24 protein-coding genes are annotated in these 22,144 nt (G+C 41.6%); 9 read left to right on the top strand and 15 right to left on the bottom strand.

The annotated features are described in order from the left end of the window. Positions 1-93: 93 nt before the first annotated feature. From PDUR_RS04435 to PDUR_RS04425, 3 genes are read right to left on the bottom strand one after another with little or no spacing between them, the layout of a single operon-like run. On the bottom strand, positions 94-828 hold the full coding sequence (locus PDUR_RS04435; protein WP_042205267.1) for a hypothetical protein: 735 nt from the start codon (positions 826-828) through the stop codon (positions 94-96). Positions 829-833: 5 nt separating this feature from the next. Continuing rightward, a complete protein-coding gene (locus PDUR_RS04430; protein ID WP_042205266.1) occupies positions 834-1,244 on the bottom strand; it encodes a hypothetical protein in 411 nt (136 codons plus the stop codon). A 1-nt stretch (position 1,245) separates the two neighbouring features. Next, positions 1,246-2,160 carry a ParA family protein gene (locus PDUR_RS04425; RefSeq protein ID WP_052410033.1) on the bottom strand — a complete coding sequence of 305 codons (915 nt, stop codon included), beginning with the start codon at positions 2,158-2,160 and terminating at the stop codon, positions 1,246-1,248. A 760-nt stretch (positions 2,161-2,920) separates the two neighbouring features. Here PDUR_RS04425 and PDUR_RS04420 point away from each other — a divergent pair. The 8 genes from PDUR_RS04420 to PDUR_RS04385 all read left to right on the top strand — a co-directional run bounded on the left by PDUR_RS04420 (position 2,921) and on the right by PDUR_RS04385 (position 11,359). Then, the gene (locus tag PDUR_RS04420) at positions 2,921-4,444 is read left to right on the top strand and encodes a hypothetical protein (protein ID WP_042205265.1); all 1,524 of its coding nucleotides are present in this window, start codon (positions 2,921-2,923) and stop codon (positions 4,442-4,444) included. A 19-nt stretch (positions 4,445-4,463) separates the two neighbouring features. Further along, positions 4,464-5,567 carry a pentapeptide repeat-containing protein gene (locus PDUR_RS04415; RefSeq protein WP_042205264.1) on the top strand — a complete coding sequence of 368 codons (1,104 nt, stop codon included), beginning with the start codon at positions 4,464-4,466 and terminating at the stop codon, positions 5,565-5,567. A 12-nt stretch (positions 5,568-5,579) separates the two neighbouring features. Continuing rightward, positions 5,580-6,092 carry an imm11 family protein gene (locus PDUR_RS04410; protein ID WP_042205263.1) on the top strand — a complete coding sequence of 171 codons (513 nt, stop codon included), beginning with the start codon at positions 5,580-5,582 and terminating at the stop codon, positions 6,090-6,092. Positions 6,093-6,104: 12 nt separating this feature from the next. Then, positions 6,105-6,734: a hypothetical protein gene (locus PDUR_RS04405; RefSeq protein WP_042205261.1), complete on the top strand. Its 630-nt coding sequence runs from the start codon at positions 6,105-6,107 to the stop codon at positions 6,732-6,734. Between the two features lie 30 nt (positions 6,735-6,764). Next, positions 6,765-7,166 carry a DUF4280 domain-containing protein gene (locus tag PDUR_RS04400; protein WP_081949384.1) on the top strand — a complete coding sequence of 134 codons (402 nt, stop codon included), beginning with the start codon at positions 6,765-6,767 and terminating at the stop codon, positions 7,164-7,166. A 24-nt stretch (positions 7,167-7,190) separates the two neighbouring features. After that, positions 7,191-10,115, top strand: a complete 2,925-nt coding sequence (locus PDUR_RS04395) for a DNA/RNA non-specific endonuclease (protein ID WP_052410032.1) — start codon at positions 7,191-7,193, stop codon at positions 10,113-10,115. Positions 10,116-10,133: 18 nt separating this feature from the next. Further along, positions 10,134-10,622 carry an immunity protein YezG family protein gene (locus PDUR_RS04390; protein WP_042205260.1) on the top strand — a complete coding sequence of 163 codons (489 nt, stop codon included), beginning with the start codon at positions 10,134-10,136 and terminating at the stop codon, positions 10,620-10,622. 449 nt (positions 10,623-11,071) lie between these two features. Continuing rightward, positions 11,072-11,359 (top strand): hypothetical protein, encoded by a 288-nt coding sequence (locus tag PDUR_RS04385; RefSeq protein ID WP_042205259.1) that lies wholly within the window; start codon positions 11,072-11,074, stop codon positions 11,357-11,359. 11 nt (positions 11,360-11,370) lie between these two features. Here PDUR_RS04385 and PDUR_RS04380 read toward each other — a convergent pair whose 3' ends face one another. The 9 genes from PDUR_RS04380 to PDUR_RS04345 form a co-directional block, all read right to left on the bottom strand. Continuing rightward, positions 11,371-12,987 (bottom strand): recombinase family protein, encoded by a 1,617-nt coding sequence (locus PDUR_RS04380; RefSeq protein ID WP_042205258.1) that lies wholly within the window; start codon positions 12,985-12,987, stop codon positions 11,371-11,373. 89 nt (positions 12,988-13,076) lie between these two features. Next, a complete protein-coding gene (locus PDUR_RS30180) occupies positions 13,077-13,199 on the bottom strand; it encodes an SHOCT domain-containing protein (protein WP_330217238.1) in 123 nt (40 codons plus the stop codon). A gap of 71 nt (positions 13,200-13,270) precedes the next feature. Next, positions 13,271-14,422, bottom strand: coding sequence for an Ig-like domain-containing protein (locus PDUR_RS04375; RefSeq protein WP_042205257.1), 1,152 nt, complete (start codon positions 14,420-14,422; stop codon positions 13,271-13,273). Beyond that, positions 14,419-14,709, bottom strand: coding sequence for a hypothetical protein (locus PDUR_RS04370; protein ID WP_042205256.1), 291 nt, complete (start codon positions 14,707-14,709; stop codon positions 14,419-14,421). The genes PDUR_RS04375 and PDUR_RS04370 overlap by 4 nt, the downstream gene beginning before the upstream one ends. 2 nt (positions 14,710-14,711) lie before the next feature. Further along, positions 14,712-15,020 carry a phage head-tail connector protein gene (locus tag PDUR_RS04365; RefSeq protein ID WP_042205255.1) on the bottom strand — a complete coding sequence of 103 codons (309 nt, stop codon included), beginning with the start codon at positions 15,018-15,020 and terminating at the stop codon, positions 14,712-14,714. After that, positions 15,017-15,202, bottom strand: coding sequence for a hypothetical protein (locus PDUR_RS04360; protein ID WP_042205254.1), 186 nt, complete (start codon positions 15,200-15,202; stop codon positions 15,017-15,019). Before PDUR_RS04360 ends, PDUR_RS04365 begins: the two co-directional genes overlap by 4 nt. Before the next feature lie 78 nt (positions 15,203-15,280). Next, a complete protein-coding gene (locus PDUR_RS04355; protein ID WP_042205253.1) occupies positions 15,281-16,111 on the bottom strand; it encodes a phage major capsid protein in 831 nt (276 codons plus the stop codon). A 26-nt stretch (positions 16,112-16,137) separates the two neighbouring features. Then, positions 16,138-16,752: a DUF4355 domain-containing protein gene (locus PDUR_RS04350; protein WP_042205252.1), complete on the bottom strand. Its 615-nt coding sequence runs from the start codon at positions 16,750-16,752 to the stop codon at positions 16,138-16,140. Positions 16,753-16,948: 196 nt separating this feature from the next. Then, positions 16,949-18,241, bottom strand: a complete 1,293-nt coding sequence (locus PDUR_RS04345; RefSeq protein ID WP_042205251.1) for a phage portal protein — start codon at positions 18,239-18,241, stop codon at positions 16,949-16,951. Positions 18,242-18,302: 61 nt separating this feature from the next. On the opposite strand from PDUR_RS04345, the gene PDUR_RS04340 reads away from it, so the two are divergent. Next, positions 18,303-18,656, top strand: a complete 354-nt coding sequence (locus PDUR_RS04340; protein WP_042205250.1) for an MmcQ/YjbR family DNA-binding protein — start codon at positions 18,303-18,305, stop codon at positions 18,654-18,656. Positions 18,657-18,677: 21 nt separating this feature from the next. On the opposite strand, the gene terL is transcribed toward PDUR_RS04340, so the two are convergent. The 3 genes from terL to PDUR_RS04325 all read right to left on the bottom strand — a co-directional run bounded on the left by terL (position 18,678) and on the right by PDUR_RS04325 (position 22,125). Continuing rightward, on the bottom strand, positions 18,678-20,228 hold the full coding sequence (gene terL / locus PDUR_RS04335) for a phage terminase large subunit (protein WP_042205249.1): 1,551 nt from the start codon (positions 20,226-20,228) through the stop codon (positions 18,678-18,680). A 175-nt stretch (positions 20,229-20,403) separates the two neighbouring features. Beyond that, positions 20,404-21,249 carry a tyrosine-type recombinase/integrase gene (locus PDUR_RS04330; RefSeq protein WP_042205248.1) on the bottom strand — a complete coding sequence of 282 codons (846 nt, stop codon included), beginning with the start codon at positions 21,247-21,249 and terminating at the stop codon, positions 20,404-20,406. 159 nt (positions 21,250-21,408) lie between these two features. Further along, positions 21,409-22,125, bottom strand: coding sequence for a helix-turn-helix domain-containing protein (locus tag PDUR_RS04325; RefSeq protein ID WP_042205247.1), 717 nt, complete (start codon positions 22,123-22,125; stop codon positions 21,409-21,411). Between the last annotated feature and the right edge of the window lie 19 nt (positions 22,126-22,144).

Here is a 22,144-nt window from a genome sequence, read left to right as displayed (position 1 = left end):
GCCCTCCATATAAAAAATCGCATTCTATTTTACCCATGTCGAGTAGCGGGGAAGCTTTTTTAACATTTTATAAACCATAAACTGGATGAACATTTACCCCTCATAAAACAATACCGCCTGATTGAATTCCGATAGATTTTTTATTGATAAGGAAACTTTTTCCGAGTCAAGTCCAATATAAAATTTTCTACTCGATAAAAGTAATAATAAAATTAAATATTCTAAAACCTTATCAAATACTTTTGCATGTTCAATGAATGTACTTTTGTTTATTGTTAAATTTAGAATATCTATCAAGAACTTTTCAGTTGAAAGTAGACTAGAATTATTAGAATGAACATAATTACATATAGGCCAATAAAATTCTTGTTTAAAAACATTTTCTAATTTTTCAATGAAATAATTTTGAATATCTCTTTGTTTTTTTCCTCGATAACCATACTGGATATTCACCACATTTTTTCTTATAAATTCTATGTTGCTCGAAAAATTACTATTAACACTTATATTCAAACTATAGCATATGGATTTCATAAAAGTTTCCAATGATGAGCGCAATAACATCTTTGATGTCTTAATCCTGCCTTTCGAAAGAATCATTATTCCTTCGGCCAGATCTGCTATAGTTTCATTGAAATAAAGGAGCGATTCTACCGAAAGATAATCTGTTTTTAATAATACTAATTCCCTAAGCAGGTACATTTTTCGGTGCACAAGTTCTAGTTCATTGCAAAGACTTAACGAAGATTGTTTAAGACCAAGTAAATCAATAAACATGTCGTAATCATACTTGATCTGCTGATATAAAGTATTTAATATTTTAGTCATACAACTTAATCCTTTTTTCCTTTACTCATCATGTCAGACAACAAACTATTTTTCTTATTATCATTGATCTTTTTAACATTATTAGAATTTAGAGATAATTTTTTTCTCAAGAAATTTACATGACCATCTATGAAATTGTTCATTGAAAGAAACTCATTTTTATCACTAATCAAACGAAGAACTCTTGATAACAATAAAGTTCTAGAAACATATAAATAATTTTTAAATTCAATACTTTTAGAGGCGCCTTCTTCGAAAAGTTTTATATACTCTTTCAAATCAACGTTTCTGGGGAAAATAGTAGTAGAGAGTATTGTCGTAGTAACTGAGCCAAAAAAATAAAGTTGTTTTTGACTTACACTGATCGATTTATCAGTTAGAGTCTTTTCTAACATCTTCACCTCAATTATATCCATGCTATTCATCCCCTATTTCAAAGTACCCGGATTTGCTTATCCGTGAAGTAATTTCATTGACTAAATCTCTGATTGATAACATCAATTGAGGATAATTATCATATGTTTTATATATTGAAGAGTTATGACTTACTTTTTGATAATTATAAATTTTAGTTTCGAAAGGCTCGACTTTGGATTTCACACGTTCTGACATTGATTTTTGATCATTCACATTATCATTAAAAAACTTTTCTATATCTTTTTTATATCCTTCCTGATCTCTACTCACTCCTAACTTACGGGGCGTTTTGCCCAGCATCATATAAACAACCCCTAAGCACTTAATTGATGTCCTACCTGACAAAACCAACTCTTCGAGTTTATCAGCCAGTATAGTAATTCCGATTGTTGAAAATTCATCTAAACGGGTTGGTATTAAATAGTAATTAGACAAATCTAAAGCTGTAGTTGTGAATTTCCCCCAAGTTGGTGGGCAGTCAATTAAAATATAATCATAAATCTCAAAAACTCTCCAGCCATTCAGATGTCTGGTTAATCTATTAATGGATGAATCATTAACTTCAGCAATTAAACTTAAATCACCAGGTATTATATGCAAATTATTTTTTAGCTTATGTATAATATTTTGTAGCTCTACTTTAGCAAATAGTTGCCTAGCTACACCAGAGGTCGTATCCATAAATAGTGTGCTAATAGTTAATAATCCTTCTTTCATTTCAAAATATTTATTCATAGAGTCGTATCTATACTTAAAAAGACTTTGAGTGGTATTAAATTGCGGATCTAAATCCAAGATTAATACTTTATTCCCTTGCTCAGATAGTTCAAGTGCTAAATTACTAGTAAGGGTGGTCTTACCAACTCCACCTTTCATATTTAATATCGAGATTACTACCGCTTTATCGTCTTTCATGGGTCCCGTTCTCCTCTTCAGGCATATTATTTAAGCTGCATATATAAACCTGATTTATCCAATCCACGCTTAAAGTCAGCAAAAGAAGTATTGAGTACATGTCCTACACGTTTCTCCACCAGGTTCAGCGGATTGCTACAATATCTTGGTACAAGAAGCCAGATGCCGAGTTCAATACAGTTATGCGAAATAAACTCTCATATTATTTTATAACTTTAATGAATATGAACTATAACAATGCTAGCGACAGATATGTTTTTTAAAATATTACCACTTACATGAAACTATACACCCAATAATAAGAGACACTTCGGCTCATTATTTCACTAAAATCTGCATAAATCTCCTTTTTTTCTTACACTATAGCATATTTAATGGGATATATGGAACAAAAAAAGCCCTCGGATAATACCAAGGACCTAATTCATCTCTAAATCTAGAGTAAGACTAATGCTATTCAATTTTGTAACAATATTTAATTCTATAGAATTGCTGATGGTTTAACTAGCTTCTCCAACACATCCTCCCGATATATCCTTACCACACACTCCACATGTGTCGAGACGGTGAAAGGGATATATGTTCCTCCTCCCTTGTCGATTCCGCAAATTATACTCACCTTCCAGTAATGCACATTGAAAATCCCTCAATTAGTGGGTCATTTTGTAAAATAAAGCTCTGTTTCAACCGATATATGCATATATTGGATTTTCCAAATCGGCAAAACGGATACAAACTATCCCAAAAGGAGACAGCCCCCATGAAAGATACCATAACTTACGGTCATATCGAAATCATGCCCTATGAATTTACTCATCTTCAAGAGCTTAAAATTGTGAAAACCGTAAACGACCACGCCCGCATGATCTGTACGGGAATTATTTCCGATGAAAGACGCGAGAGCTACATTCGTGCTTCGGATGAGGAGACTCAGGTCAAAGCCTTTGTCATGGACAACTCCGGTAACCGCCATCCCCTCTTTCGGGGCATTGTCTTGGATGTGGAGGAGAACGTGGTTCACGGCGTTCATTACCTGACCTTTGAAGCGATATCCCATACATACGAGCTCGACATCAAGCGGCATAAACGATCTTTTCAAAATCCCAACCTTACCTATAACGGCCTTATTGAAAGCATTTTATCCGCCTACCCCAAAGCGGAAGCGCTGGATGTCGTGACCGACAAGACACCCATTGGCACGTTTATTATGCAATACGACGAAACCGACTGGCAATTTCTAAAACGGATAGCTTCCCACTTCTATTCTCCGCTCATTCCTGCGGTGGGTTATGGAGTACCCAAATTTTATGTTGGCCTGCCCATGGGTCTGAGCAAGGGAGAAATCACAGCGACCCAATATAAGGTGTCCAAACGGATCGCGGATTTCCAAACCGCCTCGGACAATCATATTCCCGGCGTGCAGGATGAGGATTTTATCCAGTATGAGGTGAAGACGGAAGCTTTACTGGAGCCCGGCTATGAAGTCACCTTTAAGGGGCATAACTTGCTTGTGGCCGAAGTGTTGATGGAAATGAAGGATAGTGTATTAACGCATACGTGCAAGCTGTCCCCACGTAGCGGATTACGTCCTATCAAAGAGTATAACCGCTCGATCATCGGGGCTTCCATTCAAGGCAAGGTACTCAGCGTTCACCGGGACACCATCCGCGCCAAGCTGGACATGGACGATCAGCAGGACCCGAACACCGATTACTGGTTCCCCTACTCTACCATCTATGCGTCTGCAGATAACACGGGCTGGTACTGCATGCCGGAGGAAAACGACAGTATCCGCATCTATTTCCCCAGCTATAAGGAGGAAGAAGGATACGCTATCAGCTCGGTCAAAAGAGAACCGCAACATTCGTCAGGAAAATCGTCTGAGACTTCTGGACATGGGACAGTAACCTCAACGCATTCGACTGTATCTGCTTCGTCTGACGGATCAAATTCCTCTTCGTCTCTGTCGGCAGCAGCTCCTGCGCCAGATCGTATGGCTGACCCTGCCATTAAGACGCTGCGGACCAAATATGGCAAGGAAATCATGCTGGCCCCGGATAAAATCGTGATTTCCGCTAGTGATATGTCCATTACGATCAGCGACCAAAGTGGAATTGATATTGTAAGTGGAAAAAATATCAATATCAGCGCCACCTCCCAGCTCTCGATGTCATCAGGCACTCTTCAGCTGTCTGCCGGGAAAATCGAGCTTTCCGGCAATGGCAACAGCATTACGCTGGATAAAACGACAACCTTCTCCGGGACTGAAATCAAAATGAACTAACAGAAAGGGGGATCAACGAATGGATAGACAAGCGGCGTTAAACCATTTTAAAGATCAGCATTTTATCCCCTTACTTGACATACAGTTGGACACATTGGAGGCCAAGTTCCACCGTTGCCAACAGCAATTTATTTCCAGCTTCAAGGATTCGTTCAGGGATTTGTGCTTACATATTCTAAGCATGCAGCAACAAGGCCAAATAGAACCTATTGGATATATCCACTACTCTTTCTTGCGTACTCAGATTCTTGATCAGTCCTACCTTTATATGGTCGAGGCTTATTCTGCGCAATGGTACGAAGATGACTCGGAATGTAGGTTAACCTACGACGCTTCATGGGCCTATACTTCGATGAGTACCATGCTGGAAGCATTGGAGCAAGAACGGAAAAAATATATGGGGGCACTCAACCCTGCGGACATCGAACGACTGATGCTGGAATCCACACCTCTTTTCCACCAATTTGTGAGTTCCATCATGCGCCTGGCGATTACAGAAGCTGTTCAAACCCCTGAGTATCAAGCCATTCATAAGGCTGGGCGTTTGCTAATACGGACGGGTGAGTTTAGGGATATCAGCGAAAATTTGTATGTCGAGGATCAAAAAAATGCTAATACGGATGCGGTGAGAGAACAACTGACGCAAGCGGGTGAAGAAGAGTCATATATATACGAAAATATAAAGAATCTCTCTCTCCCCCATCTGCACCTTATAGAAAAAGACCTCCGTTACAACGATTTTAGCTACAGTGATTTGCGGGGAAGCCAGTTTCATGCCTGCGTATTGATCGGAAGCCGCTGGCAACAAACAAATGTAGAAGGGGGTAGCTTTCAGGGTTGTCTACTGAGCGATGCTGATTTTCGGTATAGCGATCTAAAGGGGGCCAATTTCAGAGGGGCCAGCGGACAAGCATATCGGGATCATGGACTCCGGGTGCCGGGGCTATGTGGGCTGCGTTTTGAACACGCAAATCTGGATGAGGCTGATTTTACGGATATACATTCCTTTGAACATGCCTATTTTGAGGGAGCTTCGATGCATGGGGCCAAAATTCCTTTAAAGTACCAACAGCAATGGAAGCTCAGTGATACACAGCGTCAGTCCATCGTGTGGACGGAGTAAGGAGGAATGTATATGCGCCATTATTATGTACTGCTCGATGACAGCCGTATTTCCCGTAGCATTGAACCTGTGAATACCGACCTTTTAAAAACACCATTTGTTCGCATGGTCCCGGCTCAGGTTTTGGATGTTCATGCGGCGGCGGATGCCGAGTATACGGACTGGCTGCCTTTTTCAGCCTCACAACGACTGCTTTCCGATCCCATGAAACGGATTTTAGAGCTGTACAATACACAAGCACGTTTTAAACAGTTGTATATCGTGAACCGGGAACAAAGCCGTCAGGAGCTATATTGGATTCCGCATGTCCCTGATATAGACGTAATTTCGGGGCATACCGAGTTTTATCCGCACGATCAAACCCTGAAACACCTTGTGCTGGATAGCCAAAAAGTCAGAGGGCACCATTTTTTCCGACTGTCCAACGTGAGGGAACCTTATTTCATTGTTAGCTTGGAGGCTGCAGAAAGTTTGCTTCGGCGTAGCTTGAGCGGCTTTCAGTTGCAAAAGGTAGAACTTTCCTAAGGAGGCTGGGCATTGACAGAGTATTGGGATGAATTTTTTTTGAAGCTGCATAATCAACAAGCCTTGAAAGAGCAGTTAGACGCGGCTGAGAGCGATGAGGACTGGATGATGATATCCATTGAAGAAGCGATAGAGAGAATTTCCAAAGGCTGTTTGACACTGCCAGATGGAAAGGAAATACAATTCCAAACCCTTCATCTCTACGATAATCAACTCACGATATCCCAGCCGAGTTCTTGGATTCCAGAGCCTCGGACTGAGCAGACGAAAGATCAACCGGGAAGCTACGTCTTTCAGGACAAGCCTAACGGAATCCTGTTTGGTCTTCACCAAAGCGAGCATGAACTGGAGCCTGCGCAGGTAGAAATCTATCAACAACAGATGATAGAGCAAATGAGTCGTGTTCAACCGAATATGAAGTTGGTGGATGAAAAAGCCCTTCCCATTCAGGACGCTATCATCGGCTGTTATGAATCTATTTTTCTAGTCTCACCCTCTCCCTATTACCAGATTGCCTTTGTGCGTTCCTGGCGTGGCAAGGCTTTGATCGGGAGCTGTCAATTTAAGCTGGAGGACGCCCCCTTATGGGTTCCCTTAACCTATGCCATGCTGCACACCGCGACATGGTCGGAGCATTCTTGATTTTATACCTATATCCAAGGAGGAAATTACATGCTGCTGCCCATACTGCTGCGAGCATTGGCGCTTGGTGCGCTTGGCGAAGAATATTCCTATGTGGTGAGAGGAGCCACTTTACAATGCAGTCAAGGTACAGACCCGGGGGTGCTGAATGCCATGTACAGCCATGGAATTTACATCAAGGAGAAACCGGTCCTAAACGTTGCCGATGCCATACCCGGAGCGCATATCAGTAAGGAATACGCCTTTGGCGTATGTGAACGGCAGATTCTTCCCTGTAAACCTGAAATTGCTTTTGGGACCAAATGGACTCACGGCAAAGAAAATGTGCTGATCGAGGGGGAACACGCCTTACTCAGCAAGTCCACATTAATATGTACTTGTCCAGGAGGCGGTGGCATCATCTCGATTCTGGATGACGGACAAAATAGTTAGTTTATGAAGCGAGGAGTCCAAGGTATGAACGTATCACCAACAGCTCTCTTAACCTATCAGCATCTGAACTTCATCTGGCCTTACGGCGACGTGCGCCTAAATCAGGTTGAAATGACCCAGGAGCTTGGAGAACACGCCAGATTGTGGATTACAGGCCGCATTCAGCCCGATCAAGAAGAGGCAATAATCTCCAGGGCGAGCAGTACAGATGAAATCGAACTCTCGTATACAGACACCCACGGTCAGCAGCATCCCTTGTTCATGGGGCAGTTGTACGGGGTAGATATCGGGCATTTTCATCAGGAATTACAAGTCACGATCCAGGTCATTTCCCATAGCTTCAAGCTGGATACCGAACTCAAGAACCGTTCCTTTCAGCAAGTGAACCAACAATACGTTGATATCATTGACGATGTGCTGGCCGATTATTCCGGCTCCGATAAGTTGGATGAAGCGTTCGGGAGTCGACCGACGAACCAATTCATCATGCAGTATCAGGAAACGGACTGGATCTTTCTAAAACGTCTGGCCTCCCATGCCGGAGCTATGCTTGTGCCGAATATCACGGCTCACCGGATTCAAATCTGGATCGGGATTCCGGAAGCAAGGCGCCAGGTCGCTTTAGAAGATGTGCCGTTTCGAATGCGGCGGCGAATTGCATCGTATTTAAACTATGCGGCTAACGGAAGGGCGAATACCTCGGCCTGCGACTATACAGGGTACACCTTCGAATGGCCTGAAATCTTGCAGCCGGGCGATGAAATCAAGCGCTCTAACCTCACCTACGTCATTACTAAACGGACAGGCGCGATGACAAGCGGCGTAATGACCTGGTCGTATGAATGCGCCTTGCCTGAAGGCGTGACTATTGCCAAAACCTATAATAGGACCATCATTGGAGCGGCGATTGAAGGCAAAATACTGGAAGTGAGCCGCAATCAGGTTCGGCTGCATTTGGATATGGACGACCAGCAGGACCCCACAGATGCCCAGTGGTTCCCCTACTCTGCCGAAGGCAATCAGGTGTGGTATCTTATGCCGGAACAAGGCGCGCAGGTGAAGCTGTATTTTCCCACTGCGGACGAAGACGATGCCTTGGTCATTCAATCGGTGCGCACAACCTCGTCACCTGCTGCTCCCCCTCCCCCTGCATCCGACACGATCCAAGGAGCAGCGACGGAAACGCCTGCCGAACGGCACAATCGTAAAATGGCCGATCCCGGGGTCAAATCCTTCGCGAATCCGCAGGGAAAAGAAGTGTCCTTAGGGAACTCCGAGCTGAACATAAGCGCTCAGGAAGGCTCGCTGTACATATCCATGAATACCGATTACGGCGTGAGTCTTCAGAGCACACAGAATATGTGGATTCAAGCGACAGGCAGCCTTAGTCTCTCTGCCGGAAGCATCCTGCTCAAGGGGACAGATGGTCTGCACCTCCATACGATGACCGATACACTGGACCTTGAAGAAGGAGTGAACAACCTTAGCTCGGAAATTTTGCTTCAAGCCTCGGTGCATCAGTCCTATCCGGAGCCGCTCCTTTCGAACTTTGAGCAGCAAGTCGCGGAACTCGGAATCGACGCAGTCTTAGATCAACGCACGCTGACGAATGAGGATAGCTATGCACAAGGAGCGAAGCATGACTTGCTTGTTATTGCGAAGGGACTATGGAACTCTGTCGTCGATATAGGCGATATAGTCTTAACGGGACAAAACGATGAGAACATGCGAAGAACTTACTCCATCCTGAATCATGGAAAAGAGGTCGCCCCTCTTGAAGAGCGAAATGCTACCTTTAAAGGAATAGTAGATACCGTCAGCTACTTTAGAAATACATCCATGAGGGAAATGAAGAACGATGCTTTAGATCATGTCAAGGACACCATGGAGCTTCTTATGGAAAGAGAGCGGAACAAATGGTTAAATCCGTTAACCAGCACACCGGAAGAAAATTACCAGGCGGGACAGACAGCAGTACAAGCTGCATTTGCCGAGTTTGATCTCGCAACCATGTTGATTCCTGGAGGACAAGCGTTTACAGCACCAATGAAGTTTTCCCGTAAGTTGAAACCGGGGAAGCTGAAACCAGGAAAGTTCGGTGAACGAGTCGGTAAACAAGTCGGTGAACGAGCCGAAAAATCAGGAATATCCGCAATGCTTGGACGACTGGGAAAAAAGGAAGGTCTTCTGGAACTCGCAGCAGGAGATGGGAAATTAAAAACCCATGCCATCAGCATCCCGAACAGTCCCGCATCCCTGGAAGACTTTCTACAAAGCATAGCTAAAAAAATGAACCTGGGGTCTGGCTCCCTTACTCCTGCAACAGCCGGTGGACATTGGAATTTCCACGGTCAGGGTCCTGACCTTCATCCGACCTCCAAAGGTTCGGGTGATCTCTCGCCGGAAAGACAAAGGCAAAAAAATGCGTTAGAATCAGGGGAGTATACGGGGAGAAGTGCTGAGGGGACGGGTAAAACAGCATTAAATTACGGAGACCAATATGATAAAATAGGAAATAAGAAGGTACTGAAATCCGATGTTGAATATACTGATGGTAACGGCTATAAATATTCTACAGACGGCAATGGTCGGATTTCTAATGCACAAGGTCAACTAAAATTAGGAGAAGGTGAAAGAAATCCATATGCACAAAGAACAGTTGGAGGGACTGACAGACTTCCTAATGATGATGGTGGACATTTGATAGGAAATCAATTTAAGGGTTCAGGAGAAATTGATAATCTCGTTCCTCAGAATAGTGGAATTAATAGAAGTGGCGGGGAATGGTATAAAATGGAGAAGGACTGGGCTAATGCTTTAAAAGAAGGCAGTAGTGTAAAAGTAGATATCACCCCTAACTATTCTGGGAATTCAATGAGACCTGACAGTTTTAAGATAAACTACTGGATTGATGGAGAGAAATTCACAAAAACAATAGTAAATCCATAGAAGAATAGAGGTAAAAACATGGATAATCAATTAGCTGAATTATATAAAAAAATAGCCAACAAAATTAATTCTATGATTCCAATAGATTGGATTGAATTGTATTACCTGGGAGAAGTGGAAAAGGGAAAAATGAGTTGGTCATCCGTATTTTACTTTGTTGAATCGGGTAGTACGTATTTTATTAAATCTCATGAAATACCAACAAAATACGGTGTTTCACAGCAAATTTATGATGAATTACTCTCTGAATTAGATGAATTGCTCCTAAATTTGTATAATTGTTTTCAGCAAAACGATCAACAATTATGGGAGCAAGTAAGTTTGATGCTAAGCAGTGACGGAAAGTTTAACATTGATTTTCTTTATGATATTATGAATGAAGATGATGGTGGTCAGCTAAAGAGAGAAATTGTATGGGCTTATGAAACATTTGGATTTATTCCAAATGATGGGATCTATTCAAGAAAAGTATTTGATAAGTATATTAAAGAAAAAACTAGCCAGTAGCATTGTTTAGATTTGACGAAATAAAATATTAGTTAGCCGCTACTTGTTGCCTATGTGGTGGCGGTCGATGAAAGACCCACCCAGTACCGAATGAACCCATCATTCAACCAATAACACATATAGCCCACGTAATACCCGTGTAGAGATTTCGTCATTTTGCTTGTACGCACATCAAATGCTTTAATTTCATAACCTAAATAACGCTGTTCCGTTACATCGAACAGGTCGATTATGGTCAGATACCACCATGATTGACCTGTTTTTTGTTATCCTTATTACTTAAATAGGATATTTTCCATATTTATACTTACATATAAACCCAAATTTCTTAATGAATAATATATTTTTAAAGATAATTTAACAGCTCACTACATAAAAACAATAACTTGCCATCCCTCCCCATCAGAGTTAACATGCACACATTCCAACCACAGGAGGGGGAGTACAATATGTCAGATTGGCCGGATTGGCTTCAGGAAGCGTTACGCCAGCGATTTTATCAATTAGAACTTTCCAGTGAGCAACAAGCCTCATATTCAACAGAGGTCAAGAATCTATTCACGCAAATGAATCAATTCAAAAGTCGCCAAAGTGATGAAATTCAGCATTTGTTATCGGAATGGGAAGAAGTGATGGGATATCAGCAAAGCCAGCACAAGCAGTCGATCTATATCGAAGGAGTCAAAGACGGGATTCGCTTAATCCTTCCCGTCATGCAACCCGCAAATGTTCGTTAGCCTATGTTTCGTTAGTCCAAGATTTCGTCTATGTTCAAGCCGCTCTTCATGGTAAAAATAAAATGCGCTGGTGAGAGAATGGTTATCTTCTCCACCAACGCATTGAATAGGTTATCATCAAATTGTATCAGTACATCTTGCCGTAAACTTAATACCTGAATCATTTCATCTACACGATCCTTGATTTGTGTCTTTCGGTCGTTATCCTTCTCCAGCAGGATTTTCTGTTGCCGAAGTTCGTTCAGTTCACCTGAGATTCTCACGTTTTCTTCATTGTATACGGCCTCATCAATCTGATTTCTTAACTTGAGATTCACCAGTCCCTTCAAGTCCGATTTAAACTGTTCTATATGTCGCGCGATTTCCAATAATGGTTCTTGCCCTGCCCTTTTAGTAAGTACCGATTCAATGTTCGCTTTCAACGTTTGGATAAATGCTTCCTTATTCTCATACATTCGATTGAATACTCGGACAAACGCATTCTGCAAACCTTGCTCATCAACCGACTTGGCATCGCATACTTCTTTTCCTTCATTCACATACGTTCGGCATTGCCATACTACCTTTTTGGATGGATTATTGCTGTTCCAGGTTCGGCGTTTGAAATTGGCTCCGCAGCATCCGCAGAATACTTTACTGCTGAGCGGATATTTGCTGGAGTATTTTTTGCGATCCCCTATAACATTTCCTTTCAGCCTTGCACGTCGATCTTTTTCCTTCTGTACCGAATCGAACATTTCCTTCGACACAATCGGCTCATGGTTATCCTCGATCAAGTATTGCTGTTCCTGTCCCCGATTTTTAATCCGCTTGTGCGTCAGAAAATCCACGGTAACGGTTTTCTGCTGAAGTAAGGCTCCGTAATATTTCTCATTGGTCAGGATCAGCGTGATCGAAGAATCCCACCATGTATCGCCTCCCGTAGCCGTTTTAATCTGGTCTCGCATAAGACCGTCCGCAATCGCCTGATAGCTTTTGCCGTCCAAATACTCTTCATAGATGCGCCGCACAATCTCAGCTTCCTGCTCATTGATGACCAATTCGCCATGTTCGTCTTTATCGTAGCCCAGGAAGCGGGTTGTGTTGCAGAAGACTTTGCCATTTTGGAAGCCCCGCAATATCCCCCAGCGACTGTTTTCGGAAATATTTCGGCTCTCATCTTGGGCAAGAGAACTCAAGATGGTCAGCAATACTTCACCCGTTGTATCGAGTGTATTAATATTCTCGCGTTCGAATAATACCGCCACACCGAGACCTTTCAACTCACGCACATATTTTAGTAAATCCAGCGTATTACGTGAAAACCGCGATATTGATTTGACCAATATGAGATCGATCTTTCCGTTTCGGGCATCCTGTATCATGCGATTGAACTGTGTTCGATTTTTCGTATTCGTTCCTGTGATTCCCTCGTCGGCGTAGATCTCACCCATTTCCCATTCCGCGTTGTTATAGATGTGACTTGTATAGTAGTTTACCTGATTCGTGTAGCTTTCCTTTTGTTCCTCGGAGTCCGTGCTCACACGGCAGTAAGCTGCTACTCGTTTCTTTTGTATTTGTGGAATCCCATCAACTGAATCTATTGTTCTTACTGGTACGACAACAACCTTTTTTAATACTTTAGCCATACAGCTCCCCCTCAACTATATTTCTTTTACTGTCACATGTTACGATTACTTCTAGACATCATCAAGTCATTTCCCATCCATTTCACAGGCTATTTGAATGACTTTTTATTCAACAAATCGATCTCAGAAAACTCTTCTTCGGTAATTAACTTTTGTGATTTCAGTTGCTTTAATAGGCTCACGCTGAGTATGTAATCAATAGATTTTTTCATATGTAATAGGCTCCTTTTAAATGAAAAATAAAAATGGCCTACCCGAGTGGATAGACCGATATGTATGAATGTTAGTATAAGCTTTTAAGCTGAATTGTCTTTTCAATTGTATTCGTAGGATCGCTCGTTAACGCGGCGGATAATACGATGTATTTATTGATGTAACTACTACTGCTGCCAGCTTTTACTGTGGAACTATTTCCCGCGCTAGCTGTGATGCTTCCCATGACTGGAGTCGTATTATCCTGATTCCGCAAACTCCATTGCACCGATTGATCAAATACTTCAGTTCCATTATCATAGATATGACTGACGTATGAAGCGCTCTGCCCCACTTTTATGGTTGCATTGCCGGTAATGGTAATCGAATAATTATGTGTGAGTGTCTCAACGGTAGTAATTTGAATCGTATCCACAATGCTTGAATGATAGGTTAGCTTTGCGGTAATTATGGCTTGTCCTAGTTGAATCCCCATAACTTTGCCTTCATTATCCACGCTGACCACATTAGGGTCGCTTGAAAAAAACGTGATCGCCGGATTCGCAATAGAGCTTCCATTGTCGGTAGCCGTAACATTTAACTGTAACATATCATTAAGCAGCACGTTGGCTTCCGTTCCGTTGTCTATGGTTAAAGCATATGTATGAGCAATTTCGTATTTCCATCTGTCCGCGATATTATTTTCCACGTCATCATAAGCTGTATTCATGCTATCCAATGTGCAGCTTAACTGGATGATACCTTTTAAAGTCCGATTGATACCCTTGACTTTAAACGGTTGATTCGTATTATAAAATCGCTGGTTCAGCGCGATGTCTCTTGTATCGGCATTGTCCTGCAAAGATATGTTAATACTGCCATCGGGCAAAGAAATTACACTTCCTGTATCAATTGAAAACGACTTACCTTCTACAATTGCATCAAACCATTTTACATTGCCATTCCAGTTGAAAGCGATCTGAAAGTTACACTTCCGCATTCTGCCGCGATACGAATATTCGTTGATATCAATCTGGCTTGTGATAATATAGCGTTCATCTCGATAATCAATAAAATCGCCAGTATGTAGAGGAACTACTGCGCGGATTATTTTTTCATCTGCCGACTGGATTTTATCAACCGCATCATGAATGAGAGCTTTCTGCTGCATACCGTTGATTTGCAAAAATTCGCCTTTCTCTCGAAGAAAAAAGTCGAGCAATGGTTCTATGCTTCTCGTCATGAACTCGCCCCCGATGCAAAATCCGGCTTACACTGATACAAATACAATTCCAGATAATCGCTCCATTCCTTCAAATCCAAGATGATGAAAATAGAATCGTCTATCCGTACATAGTGGTTCTTCTCCATGTTGGCTTCTTTATCACAGAAAGCGCGATGGGTTATTTCCAACGTAATTCCGTCCTCGAACGAATAACTTTTTATGTATGGCTGAATATCGGCATAGATTGTTTTCATCACCGTCAAATCAAGCGAATCCAATAGATCCAATTTTGTTTTGTAAAACATATTCAATACCCCACTTTTATTCTTGGCAGGGGAAGAGCAAGTCGAATGCTTTGAGGGATACCTGGTTCATAGCTTGCCGAGCGTTCGCCTTCTTGCTTTTGGGTTAAGCCCACTGAATCCTTATTTTTATAAAGATATACAGCATAATCGACAACCGTATCATCGTAAGTATTCGAAAGAACATCGATATTACAGTATCCGAGAATGTTGTTCCTTGCTTTGTTCAAATAGTGCGTGAGGATATCGTCCTTGGATATGTCGGTCAGTTCAACGCCAAGCAACTGTTTCATTAAATCCAATTGCTCACTCATGATGGCTTCCTCTTAACGTTGGTCTTTGTCTTCGGCTTCATTTCATCTGCCTTAACTTCGACGGATTCTTGTTGATCCGGCTTGTTTATTTCTTCATATTGTACATTGGCTTGCAAGCGTCTGAGTAATTCAGGATCATCAATCTTCCAAGTTAATCCTGTCTCTTTATTCAATAGCCACATATTGCACCTCCAAAAAATAAAAGAGGGCATCCTAAAATGGACACCCGAACATGTTTCTTCAATAATAATGTGTTTTGATTACGAGCGACTTGCTGTTAAGACTGCCAATCCTTCCGGCTTGATACATTTTGCCCCAAACACCTGTAAACCTTTAATCGCATCGGAAAATTGTTTCTCTGGACGGAATGCCTCAACAGAATCGACTTGTCCAGCAAAGGAAATCGCACTCTTATGTCCAGCCATAATGTGATATTTGGTGCTGGAGCTGATCGGAACGTTATTCGATTTGTAAACACGCATATTATCGATATCCCCAACATAGCCGGTACGAATGACTGCTGCATCTTTTGTAAAACGTGGATCTTTCAGAAGTAGTCCGTAATACCAAGGTGGAATGACCAAGAAGCGATCCGTCTCAGGAACATCGTTCTCATCGAGAATGACACCAAGATCGACCAAGTAATCATATGCGGAATTGACTGCCGGAGTCACTGGAGTAGCTGCTGTTCCTATCACATTCTCGGCTTTTACCTCTGTATAAAATCCGGCAATATACTGATCGACCACATCAGCCAATCCATATGCAGCTTCAACAATGCCACCATCGAGTAAATTCACATTGGCTTGGGCAGCATCGATATCATTTACGGAGAAGTTAAAATACTTCGCTTGATCGATAATCAGATTTGTTTGAGAGGAATCCAACTCCTGTGGATTGCCGATTCCTGCTGCCTTATCATAGGTTCCAATCGTTACTGCGCCAATTGAGTTAATCTTGACTGTTGATCCTTGGCCTTTAATTTCACCTTCGTAATCGGTATTCACGATATTCCCATAAACCAGATTCTTCTTGAAACTTTCATTTAAACGGGCACTCCAAATTGTAGGAATAAAATTTTGTACTGACATAGGTATTCACCATATCCTTTTCGTTTTTATTTGCTTTGTAATACTTGTTTGACTTGATCCCAATTCTTGTTTATTTCGTCTTGAGACATTCCCTTAATAGCATCCAATGTGAACGTTTTATCTGTTGAATTAGCAGGAGGCGTATAGCCATCTCCCTTGAGTCGTTGTTCGACTTGCTGCTGTACCGCCAATTGAAGCGACTGTTCAAACGTAGTCAAATTAGCTGTCGTAGTAAACTCATCTGCTCCAATAAAAAAATCCACTAATTGTAGTGGAAGTTTCTTTTCACTGGCTATTTTGATGGCTTGACTCGTTAATCGTTCACGTTGTTTCTCCAGCTTCATGTTTTCAACTTCAGCACGAAGCTTTTCCATTTCGATTTCCTTTTCATCTTTAGCAGGGAAACGCTTCTTGATCTCCTCATTGAGCAGACTTTCCAGATGATTCGTCTTCCATGTTTCCAGCGACTTCGTGGTACGCTTATCCACCATGCTATCGAACCAACTTTTTGCTTCCTTATCGGTCTGAAGAAATTGATCGATACCTTCAACGCTATAAGGATTGAAGCCCTGAAGGTACGATTGCAACTCCTCATCCGTATTGTTTGATTCGATAAATTGTTTTACTTCATTAATGTTCAATTTCATTAAACTCCTTCGTAGCCCACTCGACTCTATGAACCGAACACGCATATTTTTATTTGATTGAACAGTTTAACGTCATGCTCAGGACAATAATGTTACGCATTAAATGGAGAAAACGAGGAAAAGGTACAAACATACCGACTCCTCACTTTTGGCTATTTTTCACCCTAGATATATATAGCCTCTCAGCACTCTAAAGCGTAACATTGAGCCTATTTGTTTCAATTATTCGTTGCTGTTCCGCACAAAATTTATTCAACTCCAGCTTTGGATTCTCCACGAAAGGGAGAAGTGTTAGCAACGTTTCCTGAGATACCACTTGCTGCAATTTGACGATCACATCGGCCATCCCTACCAAGTCTGTTGGCAAGTTTCTTGTGAATTTTACAGCGATATCCCGGAAATCATATTGCACGCCCTCTTTAATGTGCAGAAAGGTAAAGAAGTTACGCAGACGTTGCTTGATTGCCTTTTCCATTAACGCCTCCCGCATCGCCACACGATTCTCCAGATTGAGCAGCTTATTTCGGAGAGCAAGGGAGGATGTATTACTGGCCCAATTTTCATTAAAATTGACCTGATCCATCATGTCGAAAATTTTGCGCTCGATGTTGTCCAGTTCGTTTTTCACAAAGGAGTCGTTGATCTCTTTCGTCAGCCAGCTTACCTTTCCGTTCGCAGGGACTTGTATGATCCCCATCTTTTTCATGTTGAGCAAATCCTCTGCTTCCAACTTGGCATTTTCAATGACCAGATAAGCATTGCGATGGTCTGCAATTTCGTTGACCAAATCTGAGTTCAGGGCATTATAAGCATCAAATAAAGAAATCACATCTTGGAAGCCGCTTTTCTTCTCCGTATTTGCCGGACAAGAGATAAGAGGAACTCTTCCAAAGATGTGATTGTGTTTACCGAGATATTTTAGCTCTGGAGATTTACTGTTGTAATTGTCGCTGCTGATCATTTCGTAATGTAAAATTTCATTATCAGTGTACACGTCCAAATATACTTGCTCATCGAATCGACGGGTAAATTTATGTAAGCCAAGTAATACATTTCGTTCTGCCGTTCCATCTTCCAACACATACGCATTCAAAGGAGACAAAACCGTAGCTGAAAACTGGCCATCGGAGTCGATATAATTCAATTCGTAGCTCTCACCGAATATTTCAGATTGTTTCCGAAGCTGTAGATTATGCTCCTTATCCCAATGACTCATATGTACATCTATATTATGTATAGCCGTGTCCTGTTCTGACTTGGACACATAGTTTACTGGCTTGCCGAGCAGATAGCCCACTTCATTATCTACGAATTTACGTGGGAAGTTAAAAATAAGCTTTCGGTTACTTCGACTTTCCTGCATCGCGTAGTCCTTGAGAATCGCGTGATTGCCGTTATAATAATCGAAGTATTTCTGTTTTGTTAGCGCGTCTTGATTCAGTTCGTTGAGACATTCTAATATGATGGGTTCGGTTATTTGCATTCATTCACTTCCTTTTTTCATAGAGTTGGAAATTATAAAACCTTGTTGGAGGAAATAAGTTATGCTCAACAAAACATTAGCCAGTTACTGTTTATCCAAAAAAGGAGCCATTGAGGAATACCCTTTTGGTGACGGTGTTTTAGTAATAAAAGTGGCCTCAAAAATGTTTGCTCTTTTATCGGAGCGAAACAATCAACTAAATATCAGCTTGAAATGTGATCCTATTATAGCCGAAAGCTTAAGACAGCAGTATTCGTCTATTACTCCCGGCTACCACTTAAACAAAACTCACTGGAATACAATTATCATGGACGGCTCTATTTCTGAGTCAGAATTATTCAAAATGATTGATCATTCCTATGAGCTGGTTTTTAAAGGACTTAAAAAGTCGGAGAAAGAGACCTTTTTCCAATAATAATGCGTTAATGGTACTGGTTCAAAATAGCAGACTCAGATCATAAAATTTCAAATTCTTAACTGACTGAATAAGCTGTATAGCCCCATATAAACTGTCTGGAGCATCATCAAATTTGCAATTTCGGTTATAATCCATCACCTGATTGTTATATCGAATATTCGCAGCATTGAATAGGATATGCCCTTTCTTGATTTCCGGCTCTAAGCTAATAATCCGTTCATGTTTCTGACCCTTGGAATTTACACTCTCAACTGACGTATATATTTCCGCCTTCCATAACTCTTCCTCAAATTTCTGCTTCATATAGCTCTGGGCCTGATTAACTTCAAAACCGATCTTATCCACGGGGTAAAGTTTCAACTTTTCAACAGCCACTTGGAACAAATCATCTGGTAGCAACTTATAAATATTCCCGTCGATCACATATAGCTGTTTTGTCTTCCGATGCTGACCAATAATCGAGATAGCTGAAAAATCGTTTTTCTTACCAGCTTTGATCGCAGGATCGATATACATCGCAAGCTCCATCTCATCAAACTCAGGCAGCCGATCCCAATATATGATATTTTGGAACATGTAATCATCCGTAGATCGGGGATCATTTTGTAACTCCTTATAAAATGACTTCTCACCCATCGCTTGCTTTTTACACATCAAATAGTAATAATCCAGATATTCGCTCCATAATATTAGCGTACCCTCAAGCATCTCATCTTTATTGGACATAAAAAAAGACAGAGCCGAATTGACCCTGTCCTCGTCTTGAAGGTTGTTGTATAGTCGTTCCCATTCAGACCACAAATCATCTCGATCTGAAAATTGAATGACAGCTGATTTGCGGATACTTCGAACACCAGGTATCTTCCCTTTGAGCAGATCAGCCATCAGGTCTTCTTCATTCAGAATTGTGCCACAGATCAAAATATTAGTATCCCGTGTTCCGATGGGGAGTATAACATCGGTGAATGTATTCTTGATCTGATCTCGCTTAGCTTCTGATCGTGCCGTATCTTCCTTTAGCAGGTCGTCCATAAGAACCAGCGTTGGCCTGTGATGCTTATAATGGATGCCCCGAAGAGAACCGTCTATTCCACGAATCATAATGCAGGAATCGAGTCCACTTCTACTCCGTAGCCATATTTCATTGTTATTCCAGCGATTCCCCTTACGGATACCAAAATCCTCAATCAGCATTGTATTCGTCTCAAGTTCATCTTTGATCATATCAAGGAAGGGAAGAGCGATCTGCTCTGTTGCCGATATGATTAGTGTAAACTGCGATTGATCATAAAGCGTGGCATATAGCGGGAATAAAAAAGAACTGATCGTGGACTTCCCATGCTCCCTGGGGAGTCCGAAAGCCGTAATCAGTCCTGTATTAGCAAGCATATGTTTTAATTCCTCAAATAGCTCTTTGTGAAACCTTCCGAACTCTCGATCAAAATATTTAGGGAAATAACATAGGGCAAAAAACTCAATGTCCATTTCACCGATTAATTTACGAAGTTCGGAGAAGGAGAAGGTTTCGATCAGTTGTTTTATTTTGGGTGGTTTAAAATGCTTCTCCATATACTGTTTAAGCAGCTCAGCTTGTCGTTGCTCTTCTTGCTTTATTGTTTCAATTGTAATAGCTCCTTTCTGACTTTTACTATAAAATCATTACAAAAATTTCTGTACCCTTTGCTGGCGGCTCCGTTTATCTAGATAGAAGACCCCCTCCATCCACGACAAAAAGAGTGGCTCCTCACCACTCGATATTTGCCAAGGCTTCAGCCATATCCTGCTGCGTTGTTAGTGTATAGATATTGGTTGTCGCTACGTGATCATGTCCAAGGATTTGCTGAATGGTCGTCAAAGGAGTCGTTTTTACCAGCTTATAGCCAAGTGTATGTCTCAGCATATGTGGTGTAACCTTTACATTGATCCGATTGCCGTATTTGTTCAGAATCAGGTTGACCGCATTCCGTTCTAAAGCTCCACGCTGCCCAATACATAGATACTCTAATTCCACTTGTGGCCTGACTTCAAGATATCGGGTAATGGCTTTTCGCACATCCTTATTCAATGGTATTGTGCGAAAGGAGTTCCCCTTACCGAGTACCTTCAATATTCCTTTGCGTTCACTTATCTCAATATCCTTCAGCTTGATACCAACCAATTCGCTTACCCGTATACCCGTTCCCAGTAACAATTCGATCATACAGATATGCATTCTATTGCCCGTACGATGAATTTCATTACGTAGCTTCCACAAATCTGTATCCTCAAGCCCTTTATACTGGCGGACATCCTTGTTCCTGATAGCTTCGATATGTATTTCTTCCTTTATATAGCCTTGCTGGTGCATCCACTGTGCAAATACGTTGACGCTGGCGATCTTTCGGTTGATGGTTAGTATCGCTTGGTTGGTGCTTTGCAGAACCTTTTTGTATTCCACGCCATCCAGTTCAATCCACTTGTCCAACCCATACTCCGTCTTACCCCGATACCAAGCCATAAACTGTAGTACGTCCCGTATGTAGCAAGATACTGTATTCTTGCTTCGATCCTTGCTCCGTAAATGTGCTTCAAACCCTTGAATATACTCCATATTCGCCCCCACCCTTCGCTTGTGTGTCACATCATACCGTTGGTAGGGGAGACAGTCAACTCAATACATAACTTATCTTATGCAGTCTAAATGGCCTATTTGGAAGCATTATTCGGGCTGAAACTGGCGTTTATCTATCGAATTACTAACGACATAACCTTATGAATCCGACTCTTCGAAGCCTTCCTCAGCATGGCTGGATTCCTCTATGGCTTCATATTCAGCTTCAATTACATCTTCCTCAATCATATCAAGGAATAGCTGTTTCCGTTCCAACTCAGCGGCCTTCGTGTCAATGATCAGCTCACGACGGTCATTCCATTCATTCGGCGCACGATTCTTTAAGTAGAAGCTTATCGCTGTCGGATTCGGGGGCTGATGCCGTTTGACCTTCTCAATTCGAGTCTTCTTTTTTCCATTTTTATCTTCTTCCACAATTGTTTTGATTTCTTCATATTCATACCCCATTGCTAATTTAAAAAGTGAACTTTCCACACGATCTATAGCAACGGATTTGCTCCAATTAATAAGCTCGTTGAAGGTTGGGTACTTATTTGCATATTCATACCAAGTGGCAGGATGGATGCCGAGTTTTTCAGCCATTTGCTCATTCGTTAATCCCTCTCGACACCAATCTCGAATCTCGTTAAACCTTGGTACGATATGGGTTTCATATTTTGATGGACGTTCCATTAACTTTTTAAATTCAGGATGGATTTTAACATATTCGTACAACGTGGTAATATGTATTTCTAATCGAATCGCAATCTCATCATCAATGACTCCATCCTTAATCCATTGCCGAATCTCATCAAAACGTGGCTCAACATTTAATTCATACTTGGTCGGCTTCTTTGGTTTCTTTTCTGCTGCCATATTCACCTCAACTCCGTTT

The sequence above is a fragment of the Paenibacillus durus genome, from assembly GCF_000756615.1.
GTDB lineage: Bacteria > Bacillota > Bacilli > Paenibacillales > Paenibacillaceae > Paenibacillus_AQ > Paenibacillus_AQ durus.
The sequence above is the reverse complement of the archived record's forward strand: the minus strand, read 5'-3'. Positions and strand labels throughout refer to the sequence as shown.

Coding starts and splice junctions, on each gene's coding strand:
- PDUR_RS04410 (WP_042205263.1), top strand. CDS start 5,580: ATGCGCCATTATTATGTACTGCTCGATGACAGCCGTATTTCCCGTAGC.
- PDUR_RS04340 (WP_042205250.1), top strand. CDS start 18,303: ATGCTCAACAAAACATTAGCCAGTTACTGTTTATCCAAAAAAGGAGCC.
- PDUR_RS04435 (WP_042205267.1), bottom strand. CDS start 828: ATGACTAAAATATTAAATACTTTATATCAGCAGATCAAGTATGATTAC.
- PDUR_RS04380 (WP_042205258.1), bottom strand. CDS start 12,987: ATGGCTAAAGTATTAAAAAAGGTTGTTGTCGTACCAGTAAGAACAATA.
- PDUR_RS04355 (WP_042205253.1), bottom strand. CDS start 16,111: ATGTCAGTACAAAATTTTATTCCTACAATTTGGAGTGCCCGTTTAAAT.
- PDUR_RS30180 (WP_330217238.1), bottom strand. CDS start 13,199: ATGAAAAAATCTATTGATTACATACTCAGCGTGAGCCTATTAAAGCAA.
- PDUR_RS04385 (WP_042205259.1), top strand. CDS start 11,072: ATGTCAGATTGGCCGGATTGGCTTCAGGAAGCGTTACGCCAGCGATTT.
- PDUR_RS04345 (WP_042205251.1), bottom strand. CDS start 18,241: ATGCAAATAACCGAACCCATCATATTAGAATGTCTCAACGAACTGAAT.
- PDUR_RS04365 (WP_042205255.1), bottom strand. CDS start 15,020: ATGAGTGAGCAATTGGATTTAATGAAACAGTTGCTTGGCGTTGAACTG.
- PDUR_RS04430 (WP_042205266.1), bottom strand. CDS start 1,244: ATGGATATAATTGAGGTGAAGATGTTAGAAAAGACTCTAACTGATAAA.
- PDUR_RS04415 (WP_042205264.1), top strand. CDS start 4,464: ATGGATAGACAAGCGGCGTTAAACCATTTTAAAGATCAGCATTTTATC.
- PDUR_RS04395 (WP_052410032.1), top strand. CDS start 7,191: ATGAACGTATCACCAACAGCTCTCTTAACCTATCAGCATCTGAACTTC.
- PDUR_RS04360 (WP_042205254.1), bottom strand. CDS start 15,202: ATGTGGCTATTGAATAAAGAGACAGGATTAACTTGGAAGATTGATGAT.
- PDUR_RS04375 (WP_042205257.1), bottom strand. CDS start 14,422: ATGACGAGAAGCATAGAACCATTGCTCGACTTTTTTCTTCGAGAGAAA.
- PDUR_RS04370 (WP_042205256.1), bottom strand. CDS start 14,709: ATGTTTTACAAAACAAAATTGGATCTATTGGATTCGCTTGATTTGACG.
- PDUR_RS04390 (WP_042205260.1), top strand. CDS start 10,134: ATGGATAATCAATTAGCTGAATTATATAAAAAAATAGCCAACAAAATT.
- PDUR_RS04425 (WP_052410033.1), bottom strand. CDS start 2,160: ATGAAAGACGATAAAGCGGTAGTAATCTCGATATTAAATATGAAAGGT.
- PDUR_RS04325 (WP_042205247.1), bottom strand. CDS start 22,125: ATGGCAGCAGAAAAGAAACCAAAGAAGCCGACCAAGTATGAATTAAAT.
- PDUR_RS04400 (WP_081949384.1), top strand. CDS start 6,765: ATGCTGCTGCCCATACTGCTGCGAGCATTGGCGCTTGGTGCGCTTGGC.
- PDUR_RS04330 (WP_042205248.1), bottom strand. CDS start 21,249: ATGGAGTATATTCAAGGGTTTGAAGCACATTTACGGAGCAAGGATCGA.
- PDUR_RS04420 (WP_042205265.1), top strand. CDS start 2,921: ATGAAAGATACCATAACTTACGGTCATATCGAAATCATGCCCTATGAA.
- terL (WP_042205249.1), bottom strand. CDS start 20,228: ATGGAGAAGCATTTTAAACCACCCAAAATAAAACAACTGATCGAAACC.